General features: G+C 65.5%; 21 protein-coding genes. 6 read left to right on the top strand and 15 right to left on the bottom strand.

What is annotated here, in order from left to right; genetic code table 11:
- Positions 1–7: 7 nt before the first annotated feature.
- The 4 genes from tuf to rpsL all read right to left on the bottom strand — a co-directional run bounded on the left by tuf (position 8) and on the right by rpsL (position 4,572).
- Positions 8–1,198 (bottom strand): elongation factor Tu, encoded by a 1,191-nt coding sequence (gene tuf, locus K7G81_RS02515; protein ID WP_223029152.1) that lies wholly within the window; start codon positions 1,196–1,198, stop codon positions 8–10.
- Between the two features lie 236 nt (positions 1,199–1,434).
- Complete coding sequence (gene fusA / locus K7G81_RS02510; RefSeq protein WP_223029151.1) at positions 1,435–3,507, bottom strand: elongation factor G; 2,073 nt, start codon at positions 3,505–3,507, stop codon at positions 1,435–1,437.
- A 142-nt stretch (positions 3,508–3,649) separates the two neighbouring features.
- Complete coding sequence (rpsG, locus tag K7G81_RS02505; protein WP_223029150.1) at positions 3,650–4,120, bottom strand: 30S ribosomal protein S7; 471 nt, start codon at positions 4,118–4,120, stop codon at positions 3,650–3,652.
- A gap of 80 nt (positions 4,121–4,200) precedes the next feature.
- On the bottom strand, positions 4,201–4,572 hold the full coding sequence (rpsL, locus tag K7G81_RS02500; protein WP_223029149.1) for a 30S ribosomal protein S12: 372 nt from the start codon (positions 4,570–4,572) through the stop codon (positions 4,201–4,203).
- 330 nt (positions 4,573–4,902) lie between these two features.
- On the opposite strand from rpsL, the gene K7G81_RS02495 reads away from it, so the two are divergent.
- A complete protein-coding gene (locus K7G81_RS02495; RefSeq protein ID WP_223029148.1) occupies positions 4,903–5,343 on the top strand; it encodes a bactofilin family protein in 441 nt (146 codons plus the stop codon).
- An 8-nt stretch (positions 5,344–5,351) separates the two neighbouring features.
- Here the strand turns inward: K7G81_RS02495 and K7G81_RS02490 are convergent, their stop codons facing one another.
- Positions 5,352–5,810 (bottom strand): MAPEG family protein, encoded by a 459-nt coding sequence (locus K7G81_RS02490; protein WP_223029147.1) that lies wholly within the window; start codon positions 5,808–5,810, stop codon positions 5,352–5,354.
- Positions 5,811–5,885: 75 nt separating this feature from the next.
- Here K7G81_RS02490 and K7G81_RS02485 point away from each other — a divergent pair, with 75 nt between their 5' ends.
- Positions 5,886–6,341: a GFA family protein gene (locus K7G81_RS02485; RefSeq protein ID WP_223029146.1), complete on the top strand. Its 456-nt coding sequence runs from the start codon at positions 5,886–5,888 to the stop codon at positions 6,339–6,341.
- A gap of 97 nt (positions 6,342–6,438) precedes the next feature.
- Here K7G81_RS02485 and K7G81_RS02480 read toward each other — a convergent pair whose 3' ends face one another.
- The 5 genes from K7G81_RS02480 to K7G81_RS02460 all read right to left on the bottom strand — a co-directional run bounded on the left by K7G81_RS02480 (position 6,439) and on the right by K7G81_RS02460 (position 10,409).
- Entirely contained in the window at positions 6,439–6,828 is a 390-nt protein-coding gene (locus K7G81_RS02480) for a ribose-phosphate pyrophosphokinase (RefSeq protein WP_223029145.1), read from the bottom strand.
- On the bottom strand, positions 6,806–8,200 hold the full coding sequence (gene lpdA, locus K7G81_RS02475; RefSeq protein ID WP_223029144.1) for a dihydrolipoyl dehydrogenase: 1,395 nt from the start codon (positions 8,198–8,200) through the stop codon (positions 6,806–6,808). Before lpdA ends, K7G81_RS02480 begins: the two co-directional genes overlap by 23 nt.
- Entirely contained in the window at positions 8,193–8,618 is a 426-nt protein-coding gene (locus K7G81_RS02470) for an endonuclease domain-containing protein (RefSeq protein ID WP_369412012.1), read from the bottom strand. Before K7G81_RS02470 ends, lpdA begins: the two co-directional genes overlap by 8 nt.
- Before the next feature lie 77 nt (positions 8,619–8,695).
- On the bottom strand, positions 8,696–9,040 hold the full coding sequence (locus K7G81_RS02465; RefSeq protein WP_223029143.1) for an acyl-CoA thioesterase: 345 nt from the start codon (positions 9,038–9,040) through the stop codon (positions 8,696–8,698).
- A gap of 58 nt (positions 9,041–9,098) precedes the next feature.
- Positions 9,099–10,409: a pyruvate dehydrogenase complex dihydrolipoamide acetyltransferase gene (locus tag K7G81_RS02460; protein WP_223029142.1), complete on the bottom strand. Its 1,311-nt coding sequence runs from the start codon at positions 10,407–10,409 to the stop codon at positions 9,099–9,101.
- Between the two features lie 149 nt (positions 10,410–10,558).
- Between K7G81_RS02460 and K7G81_RS02455 the strand changes: the two genes are divergently transcribed.
- Positions 10,559–11,014: a universal stress protein gene (locus tag K7G81_RS02455; protein ID WP_223029141.1), complete on the top strand. Its 456-nt coding sequence runs from the start codon at positions 10,559–10,561 to the stop codon at positions 11,012–11,014.
- 75 nt (positions 11,015–11,089) lie between these two features.
- Here K7G81_RS02455 and K7G81_RS02450 read toward each other — a convergent pair whose 3' ends face one another.
- From K7G81_RS02450 to K7G81_RS02440, 3 genes are read right to left on the bottom strand one after another with little or no spacing between them, the layout of a single operon-like run.
- Positions 11,090–11,401, bottom strand: a complete 312-nt coding sequence (locus K7G81_RS02450; RefSeq protein ID WP_223029140.1) for a UrcA family protein — start codon at positions 11,399–11,401, stop codon at positions 11,090–11,092.
- 28 nt (positions 11,402–11,429) lie between these two features.
- Positions 11,430–11,645: a helix-turn-helix domain-containing protein gene (locus K7G81_RS02445; protein WP_223029139.1), complete on the bottom strand. Its 216-nt coding sequence runs from the start codon at positions 11,643–11,645 to the stop codon at positions 11,430–11,432.
- Positions 11,645–12,286 (bottom strand): DUF2975 domain-containing protein, encoded by a 642-nt coding sequence (locus tag K7G81_RS02440; protein WP_223029138.1) that lies wholly within the window; start codon positions 12,284–12,286, stop codon positions 11,645–11,647. Before K7G81_RS02440 ends, K7G81_RS02445 begins: the two co-directional genes overlap by 1 nt.
- Before the next feature lie 218 nt (positions 12,287–12,504).
- Between K7G81_RS02440 and K7G81_RS02435 the strand changes: the two genes are divergently transcribed.
- Both K7G81_RS02435 and K7G81_RS02430 read left to right on the top strand, forming a co-directional pair.
- Positions 12,505–13,179, top strand: coding sequence for a CDP-alcohol phosphatidyltransferase family protein (locus K7G81_RS02435; protein WP_223029137.1), 675 nt, complete (start codon positions 12,505–12,507; stop codon positions 13,177–13,179).
- Between the two features lie 66 nt (positions 13,180–13,245).
- Entirely contained in the window at positions 13,246–14,523 is a 1,278-nt protein-coding gene (locus K7G81_RS02430; RefSeq protein WP_223029136.1) for a M20/M25/M40 family metallo-hydrolase, read from the top strand.
- A 10-nt stretch (positions 14,524–14,533) separates the two neighbouring features.
- Here the strand turns inward: K7G81_RS02430 and K7G81_RS02425 are convergent, their stop codons facing one another.
- Together K7G81_RS02425 and K7G81_RS02420 are read right to left on the bottom strand one after the other, a co-directional pair.
- A complete protein-coding gene (locus K7G81_RS02425; protein ID WP_223029135.1) occupies positions 14,534–15,061 on the bottom strand; it encodes a YceD family protein in 528 nt (175 codons plus the stop codon).
- On the bottom strand, positions 15,058–15,567 hold the full coding sequence (locus tag K7G81_RS02420; RefSeq protein ID WP_369412011.1) for a ubiquinol-cytochrome C chaperone family protein: 510 nt from the start codon (positions 15,565–15,567) through the stop codon (positions 15,058–15,060). Before K7G81_RS02420 ends, K7G81_RS02425 begins: the two co-directional genes overlap by 4 nt.
- A 126-nt stretch (positions 15,568–15,693) precedes the next feature.
- On the opposite strand from K7G81_RS02420, the gene K7G81_RS02415 reads away from it, so the two are divergent.
- Positions 15,694–16,179 carry an outer membrane protein assembly factor BamE gene (locus tag K7G81_RS02415; RefSeq protein ID WP_223029133.1) on the top strand — a complete coding sequence of 162 codons (486 nt, stop codon included), beginning with the start codon at positions 15,694–15,696 and terminating at the stop codon, positions 16,177–16,179.
- The last annotated feature ends 103 nt before the right edge of the window (positions 16,180–16,282 follow it).

Here is a 16,282-nt window from a genome sequence, read left to right as displayed (position 1 = left end):
CGGGAGATTACTTGTCGATGCCGCTCACCACGCCGGCGCCGACGGTGCGGCCGCCTTCGCGGATCGTGAAGCGCTGGCCGACGTCCATGGCGATCGGCGCGATCAGCTTGACGCCGAGCGCGACGTTGTCGCCCGGCATGACCATCTCGGTGCCCTCGGGCAGCTCGACGGTGCCGGTCACGTCGGTCGTCCGGAAGTAGAACTGCGGACGATAGTTGGCGAAGAACGGCGTGTGACGGCCGCCTTCGTCCTTCGACAGGACGTACACTTCCGACTTGAACTCGGTGTGCGGGGTGATCGAACCCGGCTTGGCGAGAACCTGGCCACGCTCGACCTCGTCACGGGCGACGCCGCGGATCAGCGCGCCGACGTTGTCGCCGGCCTGGCCCTGATCGAGCAGCTTGCGGAACATCTCGACGCCGGTGACCGTGGTCTTGCGGGTGTCGTGGATGCCGACGATCTCGACTTCCTCGCCGACCTTGATGATGCCGGTCTCGACACGGCCGGTGACGACGGTGCCGCGACCCGAGATCGAGAACACGTCTTCGATCGGCATCATGAACGGCTTGTCGAGCGGACGCTCCGGCTCGGGAATGTAGGCGTCGACCTGCGCCATCAGCTCGAGCACGGCCTTCTTGCCGATCTCGTCGTTCGAATCCTCGAGAACGGCGAGCGCCGAACCCTTGATGATCGGAATATCGTCGCCCGGGAATTCGTACGAGCTGAGCAGCTCGCGGACTTCCAGCTCGACCAGCTCGAGCAGCTCCTCGTCGTCGACCTGGTCGACCTTGTTGAGGAACACGACCATCGCCGGCACGCCGACCTGACGGGCGAGCAGGATGTGCTCGCGGGTCTGCGGCATCGGGCCGTCGGCGGCCGACACGACCAGGATCGCGCCGTCCATCTGCGCGGCGCCGGTGATCATGTTCTTCACATAGTCGGCGTGGCCCGGGCAATCGACGTGCGCATAGTGGCGCTTGTCGGTCTCATACTCGACGTGGGCGGTCGAGATGGTGATGCCGCGCTCGCGCTCTTCGGGCGCCTTGTCGATGTTGGCGAAATCGACCGCGGTGCCGCCGCCGGTCTCGGCGAGAACCTTGGTGATCGCAGCGGTCAGCGACGTCTTACCATGGTCGACGTGACCGATGGTGCCGATGTTGAGGTGCGGTTTGGTCCGCTCGAACTTTGCCTTAGCCATGTTTCCCTACCTTCTTATTCAAACTTTCGCCGCGAGCGGAGCCGCGCGAACGCGGCCCCATAGCGGGTGATTCATCGTAATGCCAGCCCCAACCCCGTCGTCACCCCGGACTTGGTGGTGGAGGCCGACGCGGAAGTAAATTCCGCGTCGTCGACTCTCGGGGCTACGCACCCGAGGCCAGCCGGCCTGTCGGCATCTCGGCGCCAAGCAAGCGCTTAGCGCCGTGCGCCTCGGGCTCAGGCCAGCTTTGCCTTCACTTCGTCGGCCACATTCTGCGGCACTTCGTCGTAATGCGAGAAGTGCATGCTGTACTGCGCGCGTCCTTGGGTGAACGAGCGCAACTGGTTCACGTAGCCGAACATGTTCGCCAGCGGCACCATCGCCTCGACCACCTGCGCGTTGCCGCGCGAATCGGTGCCCTGGATCTGGCCACGCCGCGAGTTCATGTCGCCGATGACATCGCCGAGATATTCCTCCGGCGTCACCACCTCGACCTTCATCACCGGCTCGAGCAGCTTGATGCCGGCCTTCGACGCCACTTCGCGCATCGCGCCGCGGGCGCAGATTTCGAACGCCAGCGCCGACGAGTCGACGTCGTGGTAGGCACCGTCAACCAGGTGCACCTCGAAGTCGATGATCGGGAAGCCGATCAGATGACCGGTCTCGGCGGTCTCCTTGAAGCCCTTTTCGACCGACGGAATATATTCGCGCGGAATATTGCCGCCCTTGATCTCGTCGAAGAACTGGAAGCCCGAACCGCGCTCGCCCGGCTGCACCGACACCTTGACGCGGCCGAACTGGCCCGAGCCGCCCGACTGCTTCTTGTGGGTGTAGTCCACCTCGACCGGCTTCGCGAGATATTCGCGATAGGCGACCTGCGGCGCGCCGACATTGGCGTCGACCTTGAATTCGCGCTTCATGCGATCGACGAGAATCTCGAGGTGGAGCTCGCCCATCCCCTTGATGATCGTCTGGCCCGATTCATGGTCGGTCGACACGCGGAACGACGGATCCTCGGCCGCGAGACGATTGAGCGCGACGCCCATCTTCTCCTGGTCGGCCTTGGTCTTCGGCTCCACCGACAGCTCGATCACCGGCTCGGGGAATTCCATCCGCTCGAGGATGATCGGCTTGGCCGGATCGCACAAGGTATCGCCGGTCGTGGTCTCCTTGAGGCCCGCGATCGCGACAATGTCGCCGGCGTAAGCCTCCTCGATGTCCTCACGCGAGTTCGCGTGCATCAGGAGCATACGGCCGATCTTTTCCTTCTTGTCCTTCACCGAGTTCAGGTAGCTGCCCTTGGTCAGCTTGCCCGAATAGATGCGGGTGAAGGTCAGCGTGCCGACGAACGGGTCGTTCATGATCTTGAACGCCAGCGCCGAGAACGGTGCGTCGTCCGACGACGGACGGCTGTCTTCTTCCTCGGTGTCGGGGTTGATACCCTTGATCGCCGGCACGTCGAGCGGGCTCGGCAGGTAATCGACCACCGCGTCGAGCAGCGGCTGCACGCCCTTGTTCTTGAACGCCGAGCCGCACAGGACGGGGACGAACGAATGGTTCAGCGTGCCCTTGCGGATCAGCTTCTTAAGCGTCGCGGCGTCGGGCTCGTTGCCCTCCAGATAGGCCTCCATCGCGTCATCGTCCTGCTCGACGGCAAGCTCGATAAGGTTTTGGCGGTATTCGGCGGCCTTGTCCTTCAGGTCGTCGGGGATGTCGACATAATTGAACTTGGCGCCCAGGCCTTCCGATTCCCAGATGATGCCGCGGTTCTCGACCAGGTCGACCAGGCCCTTGAGATCGCTCTCGGCGCCGATCGGGATGTAGAGGACGGCCGGCTTCGCGCCGAGGCGATCGATGATCGACTGCACGCAATATTCGAAGTTGGCACCGGTGCGGTCGAGCTTGTTGATGAAGCACATCCGCGGCACCTTGTACTTGTCCGCCTGACGCCACACCGTTTCCGACTGCGGCTCCACGCCGGCAACGCCGTCGAAGCAGGCAACCGCGCCGTCGAGCACACGCAGCGAGCGCTCGACCTCGATGGTGAAGTCGACGTGGCCCGGGGTGTCGATGATATTGATGCGATGGCCGTTCCAGAAACAGGTCGTCGCGGCCGACGTGATGGTGATGCCGCGCTCCTGCTCCTGCTCCATCCAGTCCATCGTCGCGGTGCCCTCATGGACCTCGCCGATCTTGTAGGACTTGCCGGTGTAGAACAGGATGCGCTCGGTAGTCGTCGTCTTACCGGCATCGATGTGCGCCATGATGCCGATGTTACGATAGGTTTCGAGCGGTTCTTTGCGAGCCATTGTCAACTCCGTGGGCCGGCACGTCCGGCGGTTCGTTTGTTTCGTGCGAAAGCCCGGACTGCTCGACCAGCGGCCCGGGACACACGATCTTCAAAATCTGGGGGACGCGGCCGTTACAGCCGCGTCCGACCCCATATAGTCATTACCAACGGTAATGCGAGAAGGCGCGGTTCGCCTCGGCCATACGATGCGTGTCTTCACGCTTCTTGACCGCATTGCCGCGATTGTTCGAGGCATCCATCAACTCGCCCGACAGGCGCGCCGCCATGGTGTGCTCGCTGCGGGCACGCGCCGCGGCGATCAGCCAGCGGATCGCCAGCGCCTGGGCACGCTCGGGGCGAACCTCGACCGGCACCTGATAGGTCGCACCGCCGACGCGGCGGCTGCGGACCTCGATGCCCGGCTTGATGTTGTTCAGCGCTTCGTGGAACACGCCCAGCGGATCCTTCTTGGCGCGGGCTTCGACAGTGTCGAGCGCGCCATAGACGATGCCTTCGGCGACGGCCTTCTTGCCGTCCAGCATGACGCTGTTCATGAACTTCGACAGAACGATATCCCCGAACTTCGGATCGGGCAGGATTTCCCGCTTTTCGGGACGACGACGACGTGACATTTCAAAAGCCTTTCAAAACCTGCGAGAGACCGCATGAGGCTGGCCGCGCTCCATAGCGGAACGGCCGCGTCCGGACGCGATCACTTCGGACGCTTGGCGCCGTACTTCGAGCGCGACTGACGGCGATCCTTGACACCCTGGGTGTCGAGCACGCCGCGCAGCACGTGATAGCGCACGCCGGGAAGGTCGCGCACACGACCGCCACGGATCAGCACCACCGAGTGCTCCTGCAGGTTGTGGCCGACGCCGGGGATGTAGCTGATCACTTCGCGCTGGTTGGTCAGGCGGACCTTGGCCACCTTGCGCAGCGCCGAGTTCGGCTTCTTCGGAGTCGTCGTATAGACACGGGTGCAGACGCCGCGCTTCTGCGGGTTCTGCTCCATCGCAGGGACCTTCGACTTGGCCTTCTGCGGGTCACGGCCCTTGCGGACCAGCTGGTTGATCGTCGGCATGAAGCCCTTCACCTTTGTGTTACCGGCAAATTCCGGCGGTTACTCTGCCGCAAATGCAAAAAGACCCAGGCGACCGTAGCCGGCCCCCTTGGCCTCATGCTTTCACAGCAATGTTCAATGCTCTTATATCGAAACGGGGCGAGTCTTGAGCCCACCAGCCCTTCCGCAAGCAGGCGCGCCTATAGCTGCGGCGAAAGAAGCGGTCAACATGCGCCGCCCAGATGCGCCTGCGGCACCGCGAATGGCGCACGGCTTGCCGGAAACAGCACCATCAACCGTGCAAAGCTGCTAGGCGGCGAATCGAGCGGAAAGCATTTGGGGGGCGCAACGATGTTCGGCAAGGACAAGGCAGGCAGTGCGAACGGCAAGGGCTCGGCACGACGCGGCAGTTTCTCGATATTGGGCGGCGACGTGACCGTGACCGGCAATCTCGCCGCCGCGGACCTTCACCTCGATGGCCGCATCGATGGCGACGTGACCTGCGGCGCGCTGGTGCTCGGTGCCGAGGGCCGGATCGCCGGATCGGTGACGGCGGATAGCGCGCGGATCGCCGGATCGATCGAGGGCGCGGTTTCAGCGCGCGAGTTGACCGTCGAGCGGACCGCGCGGATCGTCGGCGACATTTCCTATGAAGCGATCACGATCGAGCCCGGCGCCAAGGTCGACGGCCAGCTCCGCCGGACCAGCCGCGAGAGCGACGATACGCTGACGATCGAGGCGCGGCCCGAAGACCCGCTGCGCCTGATCGACGCCCAGGGCCAGACCGCTTAGGTCTCTGCCTAGCGCATCGCGTTCATTGCCTGGTGATAGAGGCTCGCAGCGTGGATCATGTCGACGAAGAAGCCGACCCACATCGCCGCGAGCACCACGCATGACGCGAAATAGACCATGAAGCGCGCGGGCACCTTCTTCGGCCCGATGTGGATAAAGCTGTGGACAACCCGCAGCGCGACGAACACCCAGGCGAGGATCGCCTGCAGATGGTTGCCGTAATGGGTCATCAGCAGCAACGGGACCAGCGCGAAATAGAGGACCGGCATTTCGAACAGGTTGCGCAGGTTGTTCGCCGACATCTCTACCGGCTGGAAATAGCGCAACGCCGCTTCGCTGGTCGCGAGATCGGCGTCCTTGGGGGGATTGCGCCGCATATGGGCGAAACGCTGGTAGAACAGCACGCTCCATACGACGAAGATCAAGAGCACCAGCGCGAAGGTGGGCCACAGCATGGCGAAGGGCATCGGCATCCTCCCTGTTGAGCCGGCGATCCTGACGCGGCATGAGGGCTGCGTCCATCACAAAGAGGAGCGTTGCCGATGCCTGACTGGTCCCAGCCGATGAACGGCGGTTGCCGCTGCGGGCGCTTGCGTTTCGCGATCACCAAGCCGCCGATGATCACGATGGCGTGCCATTGCACCGGATGCCAGAAGATGTCCGGCAGCGCCTTCTCGACAACCGTTATGACGCCGAGCGACGGTTTCGAGGTCATCGCCGGCGAGCCGGTGATCGGCGGCATGCACGACGCCCGCGTGCGCCACCATCATTGCGATCATTGCAAGAGCTGGGTGTTCACGCGGATCGAGCCCGACATGGGGTTCGTCAACGTCCGCGGCGGGGCGCTCGATGACCCTTCGTGGTTCGCCCCGTTCGTTGAGAGCTACACCAGCGAGAAATTACCCTGGGCCGAAACCGGCGCCCGACACAGCTTCGCGCAATTTCCTGCGTCGGAGGATTACGGACGATTACTCGCGGAATTCGCGCAAATCCCCTGACCGTCACCCCGGACTTGTTCCGGGGTCCACCGTGCCGCTCATCCAACGCTGTCCGCTCCTGTCGCCCGGTGGATGCCGGCACAAGTCCGGCATGACCTCAGGAGGCGCGCTTCTTCCAATAGCGAAACGCCTTGCGCTGCAACGTGCGCACCAGCTTCTCCGCGTCCCGCCCGCTCCAGCTCCCGTCATAGCCAAGCGCCGAGCGGCCGACCCACCAGCCCTGCCCCGGCAGCCCGTCGCCCTCGCGCACGACGAGCACCGCCAGCTCCGGCTCGCCCGCCGCCTCGGCCAGCTCGTCGATCCGCCCGAGCGTCTTGCACAAGGCGCGCATCTTCGGCCGCGTGAAGCGCGTGCCGAGCTCGTTCAGCGCCTGCGAATAGCTCACCGATTCGCCGCGCTTGGCCGCCGCCACCAGCAGCGAACGGACCAGCGCGACGTCGGCGATCCGCGCCGCGAGTTCCTCGTCAGAAGTGGATCGCGCGTCCATAGGCCGAGAGGACGCTCTCGTGCATCATCTCGCTCAAGGTCGGGTGCGCGAACACCGTCTCCATCAGCTCGGCCTCGGTCGTCTCGAGCTGGCGCGCGACGACATAGCCCTGGATCAGCTCGGTCACCTCGGCGCCGACCATGTGCGCGCCGAGCAACTCGCCGGTCTTGGCGTCGAACACCGTCTTGATGAAGCCTTCCGCCTCGCCGAGCGCGATCGCCTTGCCGTTGCCGATGAAGGGGAATTTGCCGACCTTGACTTGCTTGCCGGCCTCCTTGGCCTTGGCCTCGGTCAGCCCGACGCTCGCCACCTGCGGCCGCGAATAGGTGCAGCCCGGGATGTTCCAGGTGCCGAACGGATGGGGCTTCTGGCCCGCGATCGCCTCGACGCAAACGATGCCTTCGTGGCTCGCCTTGTGCGCCAGCCACGGCGCGCCGGTGACATCGCCGATCGCGTAGAGCCCCTCGACATTGGTGCGCGCATAGCCGTCGACCTTGATGTGCCCGCGATCGGTCTCGACGCCCAGTTTCTCCAGCCCGATCTCCTCGGTGTTCGGCACGATGCCGATCGCGACGACGACGTGGCTGAACTCCTCGGTGGACGACTTGCCGTCCTTGCCCTTGATCACTGCCTTGACCGATTTCGCCCCGCTCTCGATCTTTTCTACGCCCGCGCCGGTGACGATCTTGATCCCCTGCTTGGTCAGCGCCTTATCCATGAATGCGCTGACTTCCTCGTCCTCGACCGGCAGGATGCGCGGCAGCATCTCGACGATCGTGACGTCGGCGCCCATGTCGTTGTAGAAACTGGCGAACTCCACCCCGATCGCGCCCGATCCGATGACCAGCAGCTTGGTCGGCATCTCGGCCGGGGTCATCGCGTGGCGATAGGTCCAGATGCGCTTGCCGTCAGCCTTGGCGAACGGCAGGTCGCGCGCCCGCGCGCCCGTCGCGACGATGATATGCTTGGCCTCGAGCTCGCGCTTCTGATCGCCGGTGGTGACGGTCAGCTTGCCCTTCCCCGTCAGCGCGCCGGTGCCTTCGACAACAGTCACCTTGTTCTTCTTCATCAGGCCCTTGACGCCCGAATTGAGCTGTCCCGCCACCTTGCGCGACCGCTCGACCACCTTCGTCAGATCGAACCCGACCTTCTCCGCCGACAACCCGTAATCGGCCGCGTGCTGCATGTAATGATAAATTTCCGACGTGCGCAGCAGCGCCTTGGTCGGGATGCACCCCCAATTGAGGCAGATGCCCCCCAGCCGCTCGCGCTCGACGATCGCGACTTTCATGCCCAACTGGCTCGCCCGGATCGCCGCGACATACCCGCCGGGGCCCGAACCGAGCACGATGAGATCGAACGTTTCAGCCATGTAAGTGTCCACTTTCTAACCCCTCTCCCCTCGCGGGAGAGGGAGGGGCCCAAGCCGCAGGCTTGGGAGGGTGAGGGGGCAAGAGCGCCGCATGAATCGCATCCGCGACAGCGCTCGCCTCGGTCAAAACCTGGTTGTTCCAGAACCGCAGCACCTGGAAGCTTTGCCCGCGGAGAAAGCGATCGCGGCGGGCATCGTCCTTGTTATCCGCATGCTGCGATCCGTCAGCCTCGATAATAAGGCGCCGGCCCAGGCAAATGAAGTCGACGATGTAGGGCTCGATGATCTGCTGGCGCTTGAACTTGAACGCGGCGAGGCGGCGATCGCGCAACATCGACCACAAGCGGCGCTCTGCTTCGGTCTGGTTGGCGCGCATCCATTTAGCGCGCGCGAGCAGTGTCTCGCGCGTCGGATACACCCCCTCACCCTCCCACTCGCTTCGCGAGCGGGCCCCTCCCTCTCCCGCAAGGGGAGAGGGAAAAGGAGTGCCTTCCGTCACGCCTCGCCCATCGCCGGCACCCGCCGGGGATGGCGTTCCTCATCGATGCCGACGAACACGAACTTGGCCTGCGTCACGCGGCGCTGGTTTTCGGTGTGGCGGGCACGGCGCCAGGCTTCGACCTCAATCGTCATCGACGTGTTGCCGACCGAGACGAGCCGCGCATAGACCGACACCTCGTCGCCGACATGGACGGGCGCGTGGAACTTCATCCCCTCGACCGCGATCGTCACCGCGCGGCCCTGCGAATGGCGCGCGGCGACGAGGCCGGCGGCCATATCCATCTGGCTCATCAGCCAGCCGCCGAAGATGTCGCCATAAGCGTTGGTATCGGCGGGCATGGTTGACACGCGAATGGCGGGTTCGCCGGACGGCGGACAGGCGTCGTCGTCGGACACGTCAGGCGATCATCCCCAGCGGCGCCTCGACCAGTTCCTTGAAGATCTTGAGCATCGCCGCGCCATCGGCGCCGTCGATCGCGCGGTGGTCGAAGCTGCCGGTCGCGGTCATCACCGTTGCGACGCCGAGCGCGTCGTCGACTATATAGGGCCGCTTCTCGCCCGCGCCGACCGCGAGGATCATGCCCTGCGGCGGGTTGATCACCGCCTCGAACTGCTTGATCCCGAACATGCCCATGTTGCTGAGGCTGGCGGTGCCGCCCTGATATTCGTGCGGCTGCAGCTTGCCTTCCTTCGCGCGGCCGGCGAGATCCTTCATCTGCGTCGAAATCGAAGAGACGCTGGCGTTCGCCGCGTCCTTGATGATCGGCGTGATAAGGCCGGTCGGCGTCGACACCGCCACCGACACGTCGGCACGCTTGTAGCTGACCAGCTCGTTGCCGAGGAACGTGACGTTGCACTTCGGGCTCGCCTCGAGCGCGACGCCCAGCGCCTTGATGAGAAGATCGTTGACCGACAGCTTCACGCCGCGGCTCTCGAGGCTCTTGTTAAGTTCCGAACGCAGCTTGAGCAGCGCGTCGAGCCGCACGTCGACCGTTAGATAGATGTGCGGCACCTGCTGCTTCGATTCGGTCAGGCGGCGCGCGATCGTCTTGCGGATGTTGGAAAGCTTCTCGACCTCGTGCGGGATCGACTCGTCGAACCACACCGCCTTGGCTTCGGCGGGCGCAGCCGCCGGAGCCGACGCAGCGCTGGGCGCCGCCGCCTCGGCCTTCGCAGCCGGTGCGGCACCCGGCCTGGCGCCCTCTACATCGGCCTTGACGATCCGCCCGCCCGGCCCCGAGCCGTCGAGCGACGCGAGGTCGATTCCCTTGTCGGCGGCGATGCGGCGGGCAAGCGGGCTCGCCTTCACGCGATCACCCGACGCGGCGGACGCAGCCGGCGCCGGCGCGGCAGGCGCCGCCTTCTGCTCGGCAGCCCTGGTTTCCTGGACGTCGGCCTTTTCCTCGGCCTTGGGCGCCTCGCTCTTGGCCCCGCCCGTCGGCGCCTCGATCGCGGACGCGTCCTCGCCTTCCTCGGCAAGGATCGCGATCACGTCGCCGACCTTCACGCCCTCGGCGCCTTCCGCCACCAGGATTTTGGCGATCGTGCCTTCGTCGACCGCTTCGAATTCCATTGTCGCCTTGTCAGTTTCGATCTCGGCCATCAGGTCGCCGGCGCTCACGGTGTCGCCTTCCTTGACGAGCCACTTGGCGAGCGTGCCCTCTTCCATCGTGGGCGAAAGCGCGGGCATCTTGATCTCGATCGACATCGATTGCGGAGTCCTTGAGTGAAGTGCGAGAGCGGGGGCCCTCCTTCGCCATCAACGCGCTCGCGTCAAGACCGTGCCCCAAAAGCCCGATCTTGCCAGCGCCCGATTCCCGCGCCACCTTCCTGACGAAACACGGGGGAGCGGCCGGGATGCGCATCTATCTGGTGGTGATCGACGAAAGCGAGGAAGCCAGCGTTGCCCTGCGCTTCGCCGCGCGGCGCGCGGTCAAGACCGGCGGCGGCGTCGAAATCCTCGCGCTGATCCCGCCCGCCGAGTTCGTCCAATGGGGCGGCGTGCAGGCGACGATCGAGGCGGAAGCGCAGCAGAAAGCGGAAGGCCTGGTCAAGGCGGCGGCGGGCACGATCGTCGCCGAATCGGGCCTGCGGCCCTCGATCACCGTGCGGCAGGGCGAAGCGAGCAAGGTGATCCGCGAAGTGATCGCCGAAAATCCGGATATCGCCGCGCTGGTGCTGGCCAGCGCCGCGAGCGGCGCGCCGGGGCCGCTGATCAGCCATTTCGTCGGCAGCGACACCAGCGGGCTCACCGTACCGCTGATGATCGTGCCCGGCAGCCTCGACAATGCCGCGATCGACCGGCTGAGCTAACGAGGAACCGGATCGCCACCTGCGAACTCGTTTCAGCATGACGGCGGTCTTTGAGCGAACGTCGAATTCAGATGCCTAACGCAGCGCCGCGCGCACGGCGGCGGGCGCGGCGTCGATGATCGCTCTTCGCGCGGGATTCAGGCACTCGGCCGGTTGCGCCCTCGCGACATGCGGCGGCAGTCGTCGAAGCGCGGCGCGCTCGCGGCAATAGTCCAAGCTCGCCGCGCGCACCCGGCGCGACAATTCGCGGCGATCGGCGGGCGCGCTCAAATCGAGATCGGCGTAAGTGACGACCACGCGCGGCTCGTCGGGCACGGCAGTTGAAACGCAACCGAGCAGCATCGAGGCGGCAGGCAGCAGCAATCCGTGGCGCGAAACACGCATCATCGTTCTCCTGAGGCTGCGGCGCGCGCGGTCAGTCCACCGCGTCGGGCCGATATTCGAGCAGGTCCCCCGGCTGGCAGTCGAGCGCCTTGCAGATCGCTTCCAGCGTGGCGAAACGGACGCCCTTGACCTTGCCGGTCTTGAGCAGCGACAGATTGGTCAGCGAGATGCCGATCTCCTCGGCCAGCGCCGTTACCGACATCTTCCGCTTGGCCAGCATCACGTCGATGTTGACGATCATCGCCATCAGACGATCGCCTCATTGTCTTCGCGCAGCGCCTGACCGGCGCGGAACGCTTCGGCCAGCACCAGTACCACCAGGCCGACGAGCAACGGCACGATCGAGACGTGCGCGTCGATCCGCATCAGGTGCTCGCCCGGCGCGCCGCGCGCGATCGCCGGCGCCAGTCGCCACCCCTCGACCGACAGGTGCGGCAGCAGGAGCAGCGGCAGCACGAGAATGCGCACCCAATTCCACAGGTTGAGCGCGATCAGCGCCCACCCGATCATGCGTAGCGCGGCCACCGTGCCGTGCTCGAACGGATGACCCCCGGCGATCGCTGCGACCACGCGCCGCAGCCGATGGAGGATCACGATTAGCAAGCCGCCGCTCAGCACGATGTCGAGCAACTGGCCGAAACGATAAAGCGCTCCGCCCGCCGTCACCTGCATCGTGCCGTGATCGCCGGCAACTGCGCCCACCGCGGCGCCGGTATCGCGCATCGTCACGGCATGACGGGCGGCGCCGTCGATCGCCAGCGGCAGCGTGGTCTGTACGGCATCGCCGTTGAGCGCCGCGATGAGGAAAAAGCCCAGTCCGGCGGCCATGCCGATCGCTACGAGCCCGATCCCGAGGCTGAGCAGATGTTCGAGGGCGCGATGTTTCATGATCGATTCTCCGCTATCGATTCTCGATATAGCAGAAGTTATTTTATGTTCAACGTAAAATATTGATTGTTTTGTTGATGCTCTCTTCGATCGACAAACGGCTTGAACCGACCGTCAGCCGCCGCTTTGCGAATGCGTTTGCGATCGACCGGGCGCACCGGACGTCTGATGCCGATTGAATGGCTTGTCGCTGGGCTGCGCACGCGCGATAAGGTGTCATGGAATTGTCACCCGAGCGCAAACCGCTCTCTCGCGTCCAGCAGAACGTGCTCGCTCGCAGCGAACGCCGGCTTCTGACCTGGATTTGCGGCAAGCTGCCGCTCTGGGTGACCCCCGACAAGCTGACCACGACCGGCATGATCGGCGCCGTGATGATCTTCTTCGGCTATGCACTGAGCAGTTTCGCGGTCGACTGGCTCTATCTCGCGCTCGCCGGATACGCGGTGCAATGGTTCGGCGATTCGCTCGACGGCAGCCTGGCGCGATATCGGCATATCGAACGGCCGTCCTACGGCTATTTCATCGATCATAGCTGCGACGGCGCGGCGGTGCTGCTGATCATGGCGGGGATGGGCCTCAGCCCCTACGTCGCGATGACGATCGCGATGCTCGCGCTCGCCGGCTATCTGCTGCTCGCGATCCACGCGTTCCTGTCAGCGCGCGTGATCGGCGAGCTCAAACTGTCCTACCTCGCCGCCGGACCGACCGAGATCCGGCTGCTGCTGATCACCTTGACCGTGATCATGCTGATCAACGGGAAGGTCTCCAACCTGTTCGACGGCTATTCGGGCTACGACGTGTTCATCGGCGCATGCGCGGCGGTACTGATGGCGCTGTTCGTCGTTCAGACGGCGATCACCGGCCGGCAATTGGCGCTGCTCGAACGCCGCTGACGCCCGGCGTAAAAGGTTGATAAAACCGATCTTGCGGATCGTGGCAGCGCGCTCCACGATGGCGCCATGCCTCTTGCCCTTATCGCGCCGCTCCTGCTCGCCGCCGCCCCCGCCACACCGCAACCCGATCCCGCACGCCTGAAGGCGACGGTGGAGGCGCTGGTCGGCTTCGGCACGCGGCATACGCTGTCGTCGCAAACTGATCCGAAGCGCGGCATCGGCGCTGCCCAGCACTGGGTCGCCCGGCAATTCGCAGCGATCGGCCGGCAATGCGGCGGCTGCATCACCGTCGAGCGGATCGCCGGTCACATGACCGGCGAGCGGCTGCCGCCCGAGGGCGCCGAGATCGCCGATATCCTGGGCATCCAGAAAGGCAGCGATCCGAATCGCTACGTGATTGTCTCTGGCCATATCGACAGCCGCGTCACCGACGTGATGGATGCGACTCATGATGCGCCGGGCGCCAATGACGACGGCTCCGGCGTCGCGCTGGTGCTGGAGGCGGCACGCATCCTGTCACACCAGCATTTCCGCGCAACGATCGTCTATGCGGCCGTCGCGGGCGAGGAGCAGGGCCTCTACGGCTCGACGCTGCTGGCGAAGACCGCCAAGGCACGCGGCTGGCAGGTCGACGCGATGCTCAACAACGATATCGTCGGCAATACGATGGGGCAGAACGGCATGCGCGTCGCCGACCGGGTACGGGTGTTCTCCGAAGGGATCCGCGCCTCGGAGGATCTCAAGCAGCAGATGCGCCGCCGCGCGATCGGCGGCGAGGACGATGGCCCCAGCCGCGCGCTCGCTAAGGCGATCGATCATGTCGCGCAAACTCTGCCCGGCGGGCTCGACGTGTTCGTCAATCGCCGGCCGGATCGGTTCGGCCGCGGCGGCGACCACTTCCCCTTCCTCGCGCTCGGCTATCCCGCAGTGCGCTTCACCGTCGGCGCCGAAAACTGGACACAACAGCACCAGGATCTGCGCACCGAAAAGGGTGTGGCCTATGGCGACACCGTCGACAAGATGGACTTTCCCTATCTCGCCAAGGTCACCGCGATCAATGTCGCGACGCTGCGTCGCCTCGCCGCCGCACCGGCGGCACCGCAGGACGTGACGATCTCGGGCGCGCTATCGTTCGACACGACAGTCAAATGGCAACCGGTGCCGGGCGCCGCCGCCTATCGCGTCCACTGGCGCCGCGACGACACGCAGGACTGGACCGACAGCCGCGACGTTACCGGCACTCAAACGATCCTCAGGAACGTGCCCGTGGATGACAATTTCGTCGGCGTGTCGGCGATCGGCGCCGATGGCAGCGAAAGCCTGGTCAGCTTCGCGGGCCTCTAGGGTCAGGCCCCTAATCCTTCTTGCCACCAAGCACGGCCGCGAGCCCGGCGAGCGGGCCGGCCGGCCGCGCTTCTTCCTCGGTCATCACACCGGCATCGCGTAGCGCCTCGGCGGCGCCGGGCGCGCGCGGAAACGGATCGAGCGCCAGCGCCATCGTTTCCGCCGCCGCTTCGCCAAGATCGATCGCCCCGCCCTCGATCGCGACCGTGTCGAGGTCGTCGGCGTCGAGCTCGATTTCCTCCTCGGTCTCGTCTTGATCGGCCACGAAGCGTAGCGCGACCGCTTCGTCGATGCGCGTTTTGACCGGCTCTCCGGTGACGACGCACGCCTGCTGGACAAGCGCCCTCACCTGCCCGCGCGCGGTGATTCCCGCCGCCTCGCGACGCAACGTCAATTCGGCCGCGAGCGCTTCGACCGCGATCAGCCCGAATCGCTCGGCCAGCGCAGCGCATTCGGCGGCGGTCGCTTCGATGCGCACGTCGCGCGCGCGCTCGCCGATCGTATCGACACGCTCGATGCGGGAGAATTCGGGCGTCACGGCAGATCGCCCGCCACCAGGCCGCCGATCGGTTGCGCCGCCAGCCGCTCGTGCAGCGCCATCAATGCGCCGCCGACGTGATCGATCGCCTCCCGGGCCGGTGCCTCGCCGCGATAGAGATTGCGAATCAGCGCCGGCGCGATGTTGCCCGATGTCAGCCCGTCGCGATACGCGCCGAGCCGGCCGCCGAGCATCCCCATCATCCGCCCGATATGCTTGCCGACGACGATATCACCGATGCCGATCTCGCGCAGTTGCGCATCCATGTCGTTGACGAATCGCTCGGCGAGGTGCGCGGCGGGCGCCGCCCCCGCGGGGTCACCCTCCAGCCGAATCAGTATCATCGACAGGACCGCGGCGATCATGTCGAACCGGCCGTCGACCGTATCGGGCACCGCGCCATCCCGATACCAGTGCGGCTCTCGCGCCCGCGCGACGATCGCGGCATAAAGCGGGGCGACTTCCGCCCCGGTCCGGTCTCCGAACAGCCGTTGCCACAACCCCACCTGTCGCCTCCTCGCATATCCTCTGAGCGCCGGGCCTTGTTTGCCCGCCGCGACCCGCATATTGAGGCGATCGGCGCGCGATGCAAATCGCCGCGCTCCATCGGCGTTGCGCCCTGGGAGAGTCGAATGCGTTTGAAGTCAGCCCCGTTCCTGTTCGGCCTCGCCGCCGGCGTCGCCGTGGCCGGCATGTCGGGGTGCGCGCCGCTGCGCTCGCACACGGGCTATGTCGTCGATGTCGATCTGGTCAATTCGATCCAGCCCGGCGTCGATAACCGCCAATCGGTGCTGCAGACGCTCGGCACGCCGACCTTTACCAATCAGTTCGGCCAGGGCCAGTGGTTCTATCTCGCGCGGGATAACCGCAACTACGCCTATACCAAGCCGAAGCCGACCAACCAGATCACGCTGAAGATCAGCTTCAACGATCAAGGCACCGTGACCCGCGTCGATCGCACCGGCGCCGATCAGATCGTCAAGATCAACCCAGCCAAGAAGACGACGCCGACGCTGGGCCGCAAGCGCGGCTTCTTCCAGCAGCTGTTCGGCAACATCGGCACCGTCGGCGCCGCCGGCGCGCCGACCAGCGGCGGCGGGACGCGCAACACGCCCTGATCGAACTGACTGAACGGCGCTTGGCCGCGCGGCGATTGCGCGCCGGCGCGGCCGCGCCTCGGAAGCGGAGACGCCGGTCCCGAAAGGGATAGGACCGCAACGC

The organism is Hephaestia mangrovi (assembly GCF_019880555.1).
Lineage (GTDB): Bacteria > Pseudomonadota > Alphaproteobacteria > Sphingomonadales > Sphingomonadaceae > Sphingomonas > Sphingomonas mangrovi.
Note: the sequence above shows the minus strand (reverse complement) of the source record. Positions and strands in the feature narration are given on the sequence as shown.

Excerpts from the sequence above, each read along its gene's own strand:
- tuf (WP_223029152.1), bottom strand. The coding sequence starts at position 1,198 with ATGGCTAAGGCAAAGTTCGAGCGGACCAAACCGCACCTCAACATCGGC.
- fusA (WP_223029151.1), bottom strand. The coding sequence starts at position 3,507 with ATGGCTCGCAAAGAACCGCTCGAAACCTATCGTAACATCGGCATCATG.
- rpsG (WP_223029150.1), bottom strand. The coding sequence starts at position 4,120 with ATGTCACGTCGTCGTCGTCCCGAAAAGCGGGAAATCCTGCCCGATCCG.
- rpsL (WP_223029149.1), bottom strand. The coding sequence starts at position 4,572 with ATGCCGACGATCAACCAGCTGGTCCGCAAGGGCCGTGACCCGCAGAAG.
- K7G81_RS02495 (WP_223029148.1), top strand. The coding sequence starts at position 4,903 with ATGTTCGGCAAGGACAAGGCAGGCAGTGCGAACGGCAAGGGCTCGGCA.
- K7G81_RS02490 (WP_223029147.1), bottom strand. The coding sequence starts at position 5,810 with ATGCCCTTCGCCATGCTGTGGCCCACCTTCGCGCTGGTGCTCTTGATC.
- K7G81_RS02485 (WP_223029146.1), top strand. The coding sequence starts at position 5,886 with ATGCCTGACTGGTCCCAGCCGATGAACGGCGGTTGCCGCTGCGGGCGC.
- K7G81_RS02480 (WP_223029145.1), bottom strand. The coding sequence starts at position 6,828 with ATGGACGCGCGATCCACTTCTGACGAGGAACTCGCGGCGCGGATCGCC.
- lpdA (WP_223029144.1), bottom strand. The coding sequence starts at position 8,200 with ATGGCTGAAACGTTCGATCTCATCGTGCTCGGTTCGGGCCCCGGCGGG.
- K7G81_RS02465 (WP_223029143.1), bottom strand. The coding sequence starts at position 9,040 with ATGCCCGCCGATACCAACGCTTATGGCGACATCTTCGGCGGCTGGCTG.
- K7G81_RS02460 (WP_223029142.1), bottom strand. The coding sequence starts at position 10,409 with ATGTCGATCGAGATCAAGATGCCCGCGCTTTCGCCCACGATGGAAGAG.
- K7G81_RS02455 (WP_223029141.1), top strand. The coding sequence starts at position 10,559 with ATGCGCATCTATCTGGTGGTGATCGACGAAAGCGAGGAAGCCAGCGTT.
- K7G81_RS02450 (WP_223029140.1), bottom strand. The coding sequence starts at position 11,401 with ATGATGCGTGTTTCGCGCCACGGATTGCTGCTGCCTGCCGCCTCGATG.
- K7G81_RS02445 (WP_223029139.1), bottom strand. The coding sequence starts at position 11,645 with ATGGCGATGATCGTCAACATCGACGTGATGCTGGCCAAGCGGAAGATG.
- K7G81_RS02440 (WP_223029138.1), bottom strand. The coding sequence starts at position 12,286 with ATGAAACATCGCGCCCTCGAACATCTGCTCAGCCTCGGGATCGGGCTC.
- K7G81_RS02435 (WP_223029137.1), top strand. The coding sequence starts at position 12,505 with ATGGAATTGTCACCCGAGCGCAAACCGCTCTCTCGCGTCCAGCAGAAC.
- K7G81_RS02430 (WP_223029136.1), top strand. The coding sequence starts at position 13,246 with ATGCCTCTTGCCCTTATCGCGCCGCTCCTGCTCGCCGCCGCCCCCGCC.
- K7G81_RS02415 (WP_223029133.1), top strand. The coding sequence starts at position 15,694 with ATGCGTTTGAAGTCAGCCCCGTTCCTGTTCGGCCTCGCCGCCGGCGTC.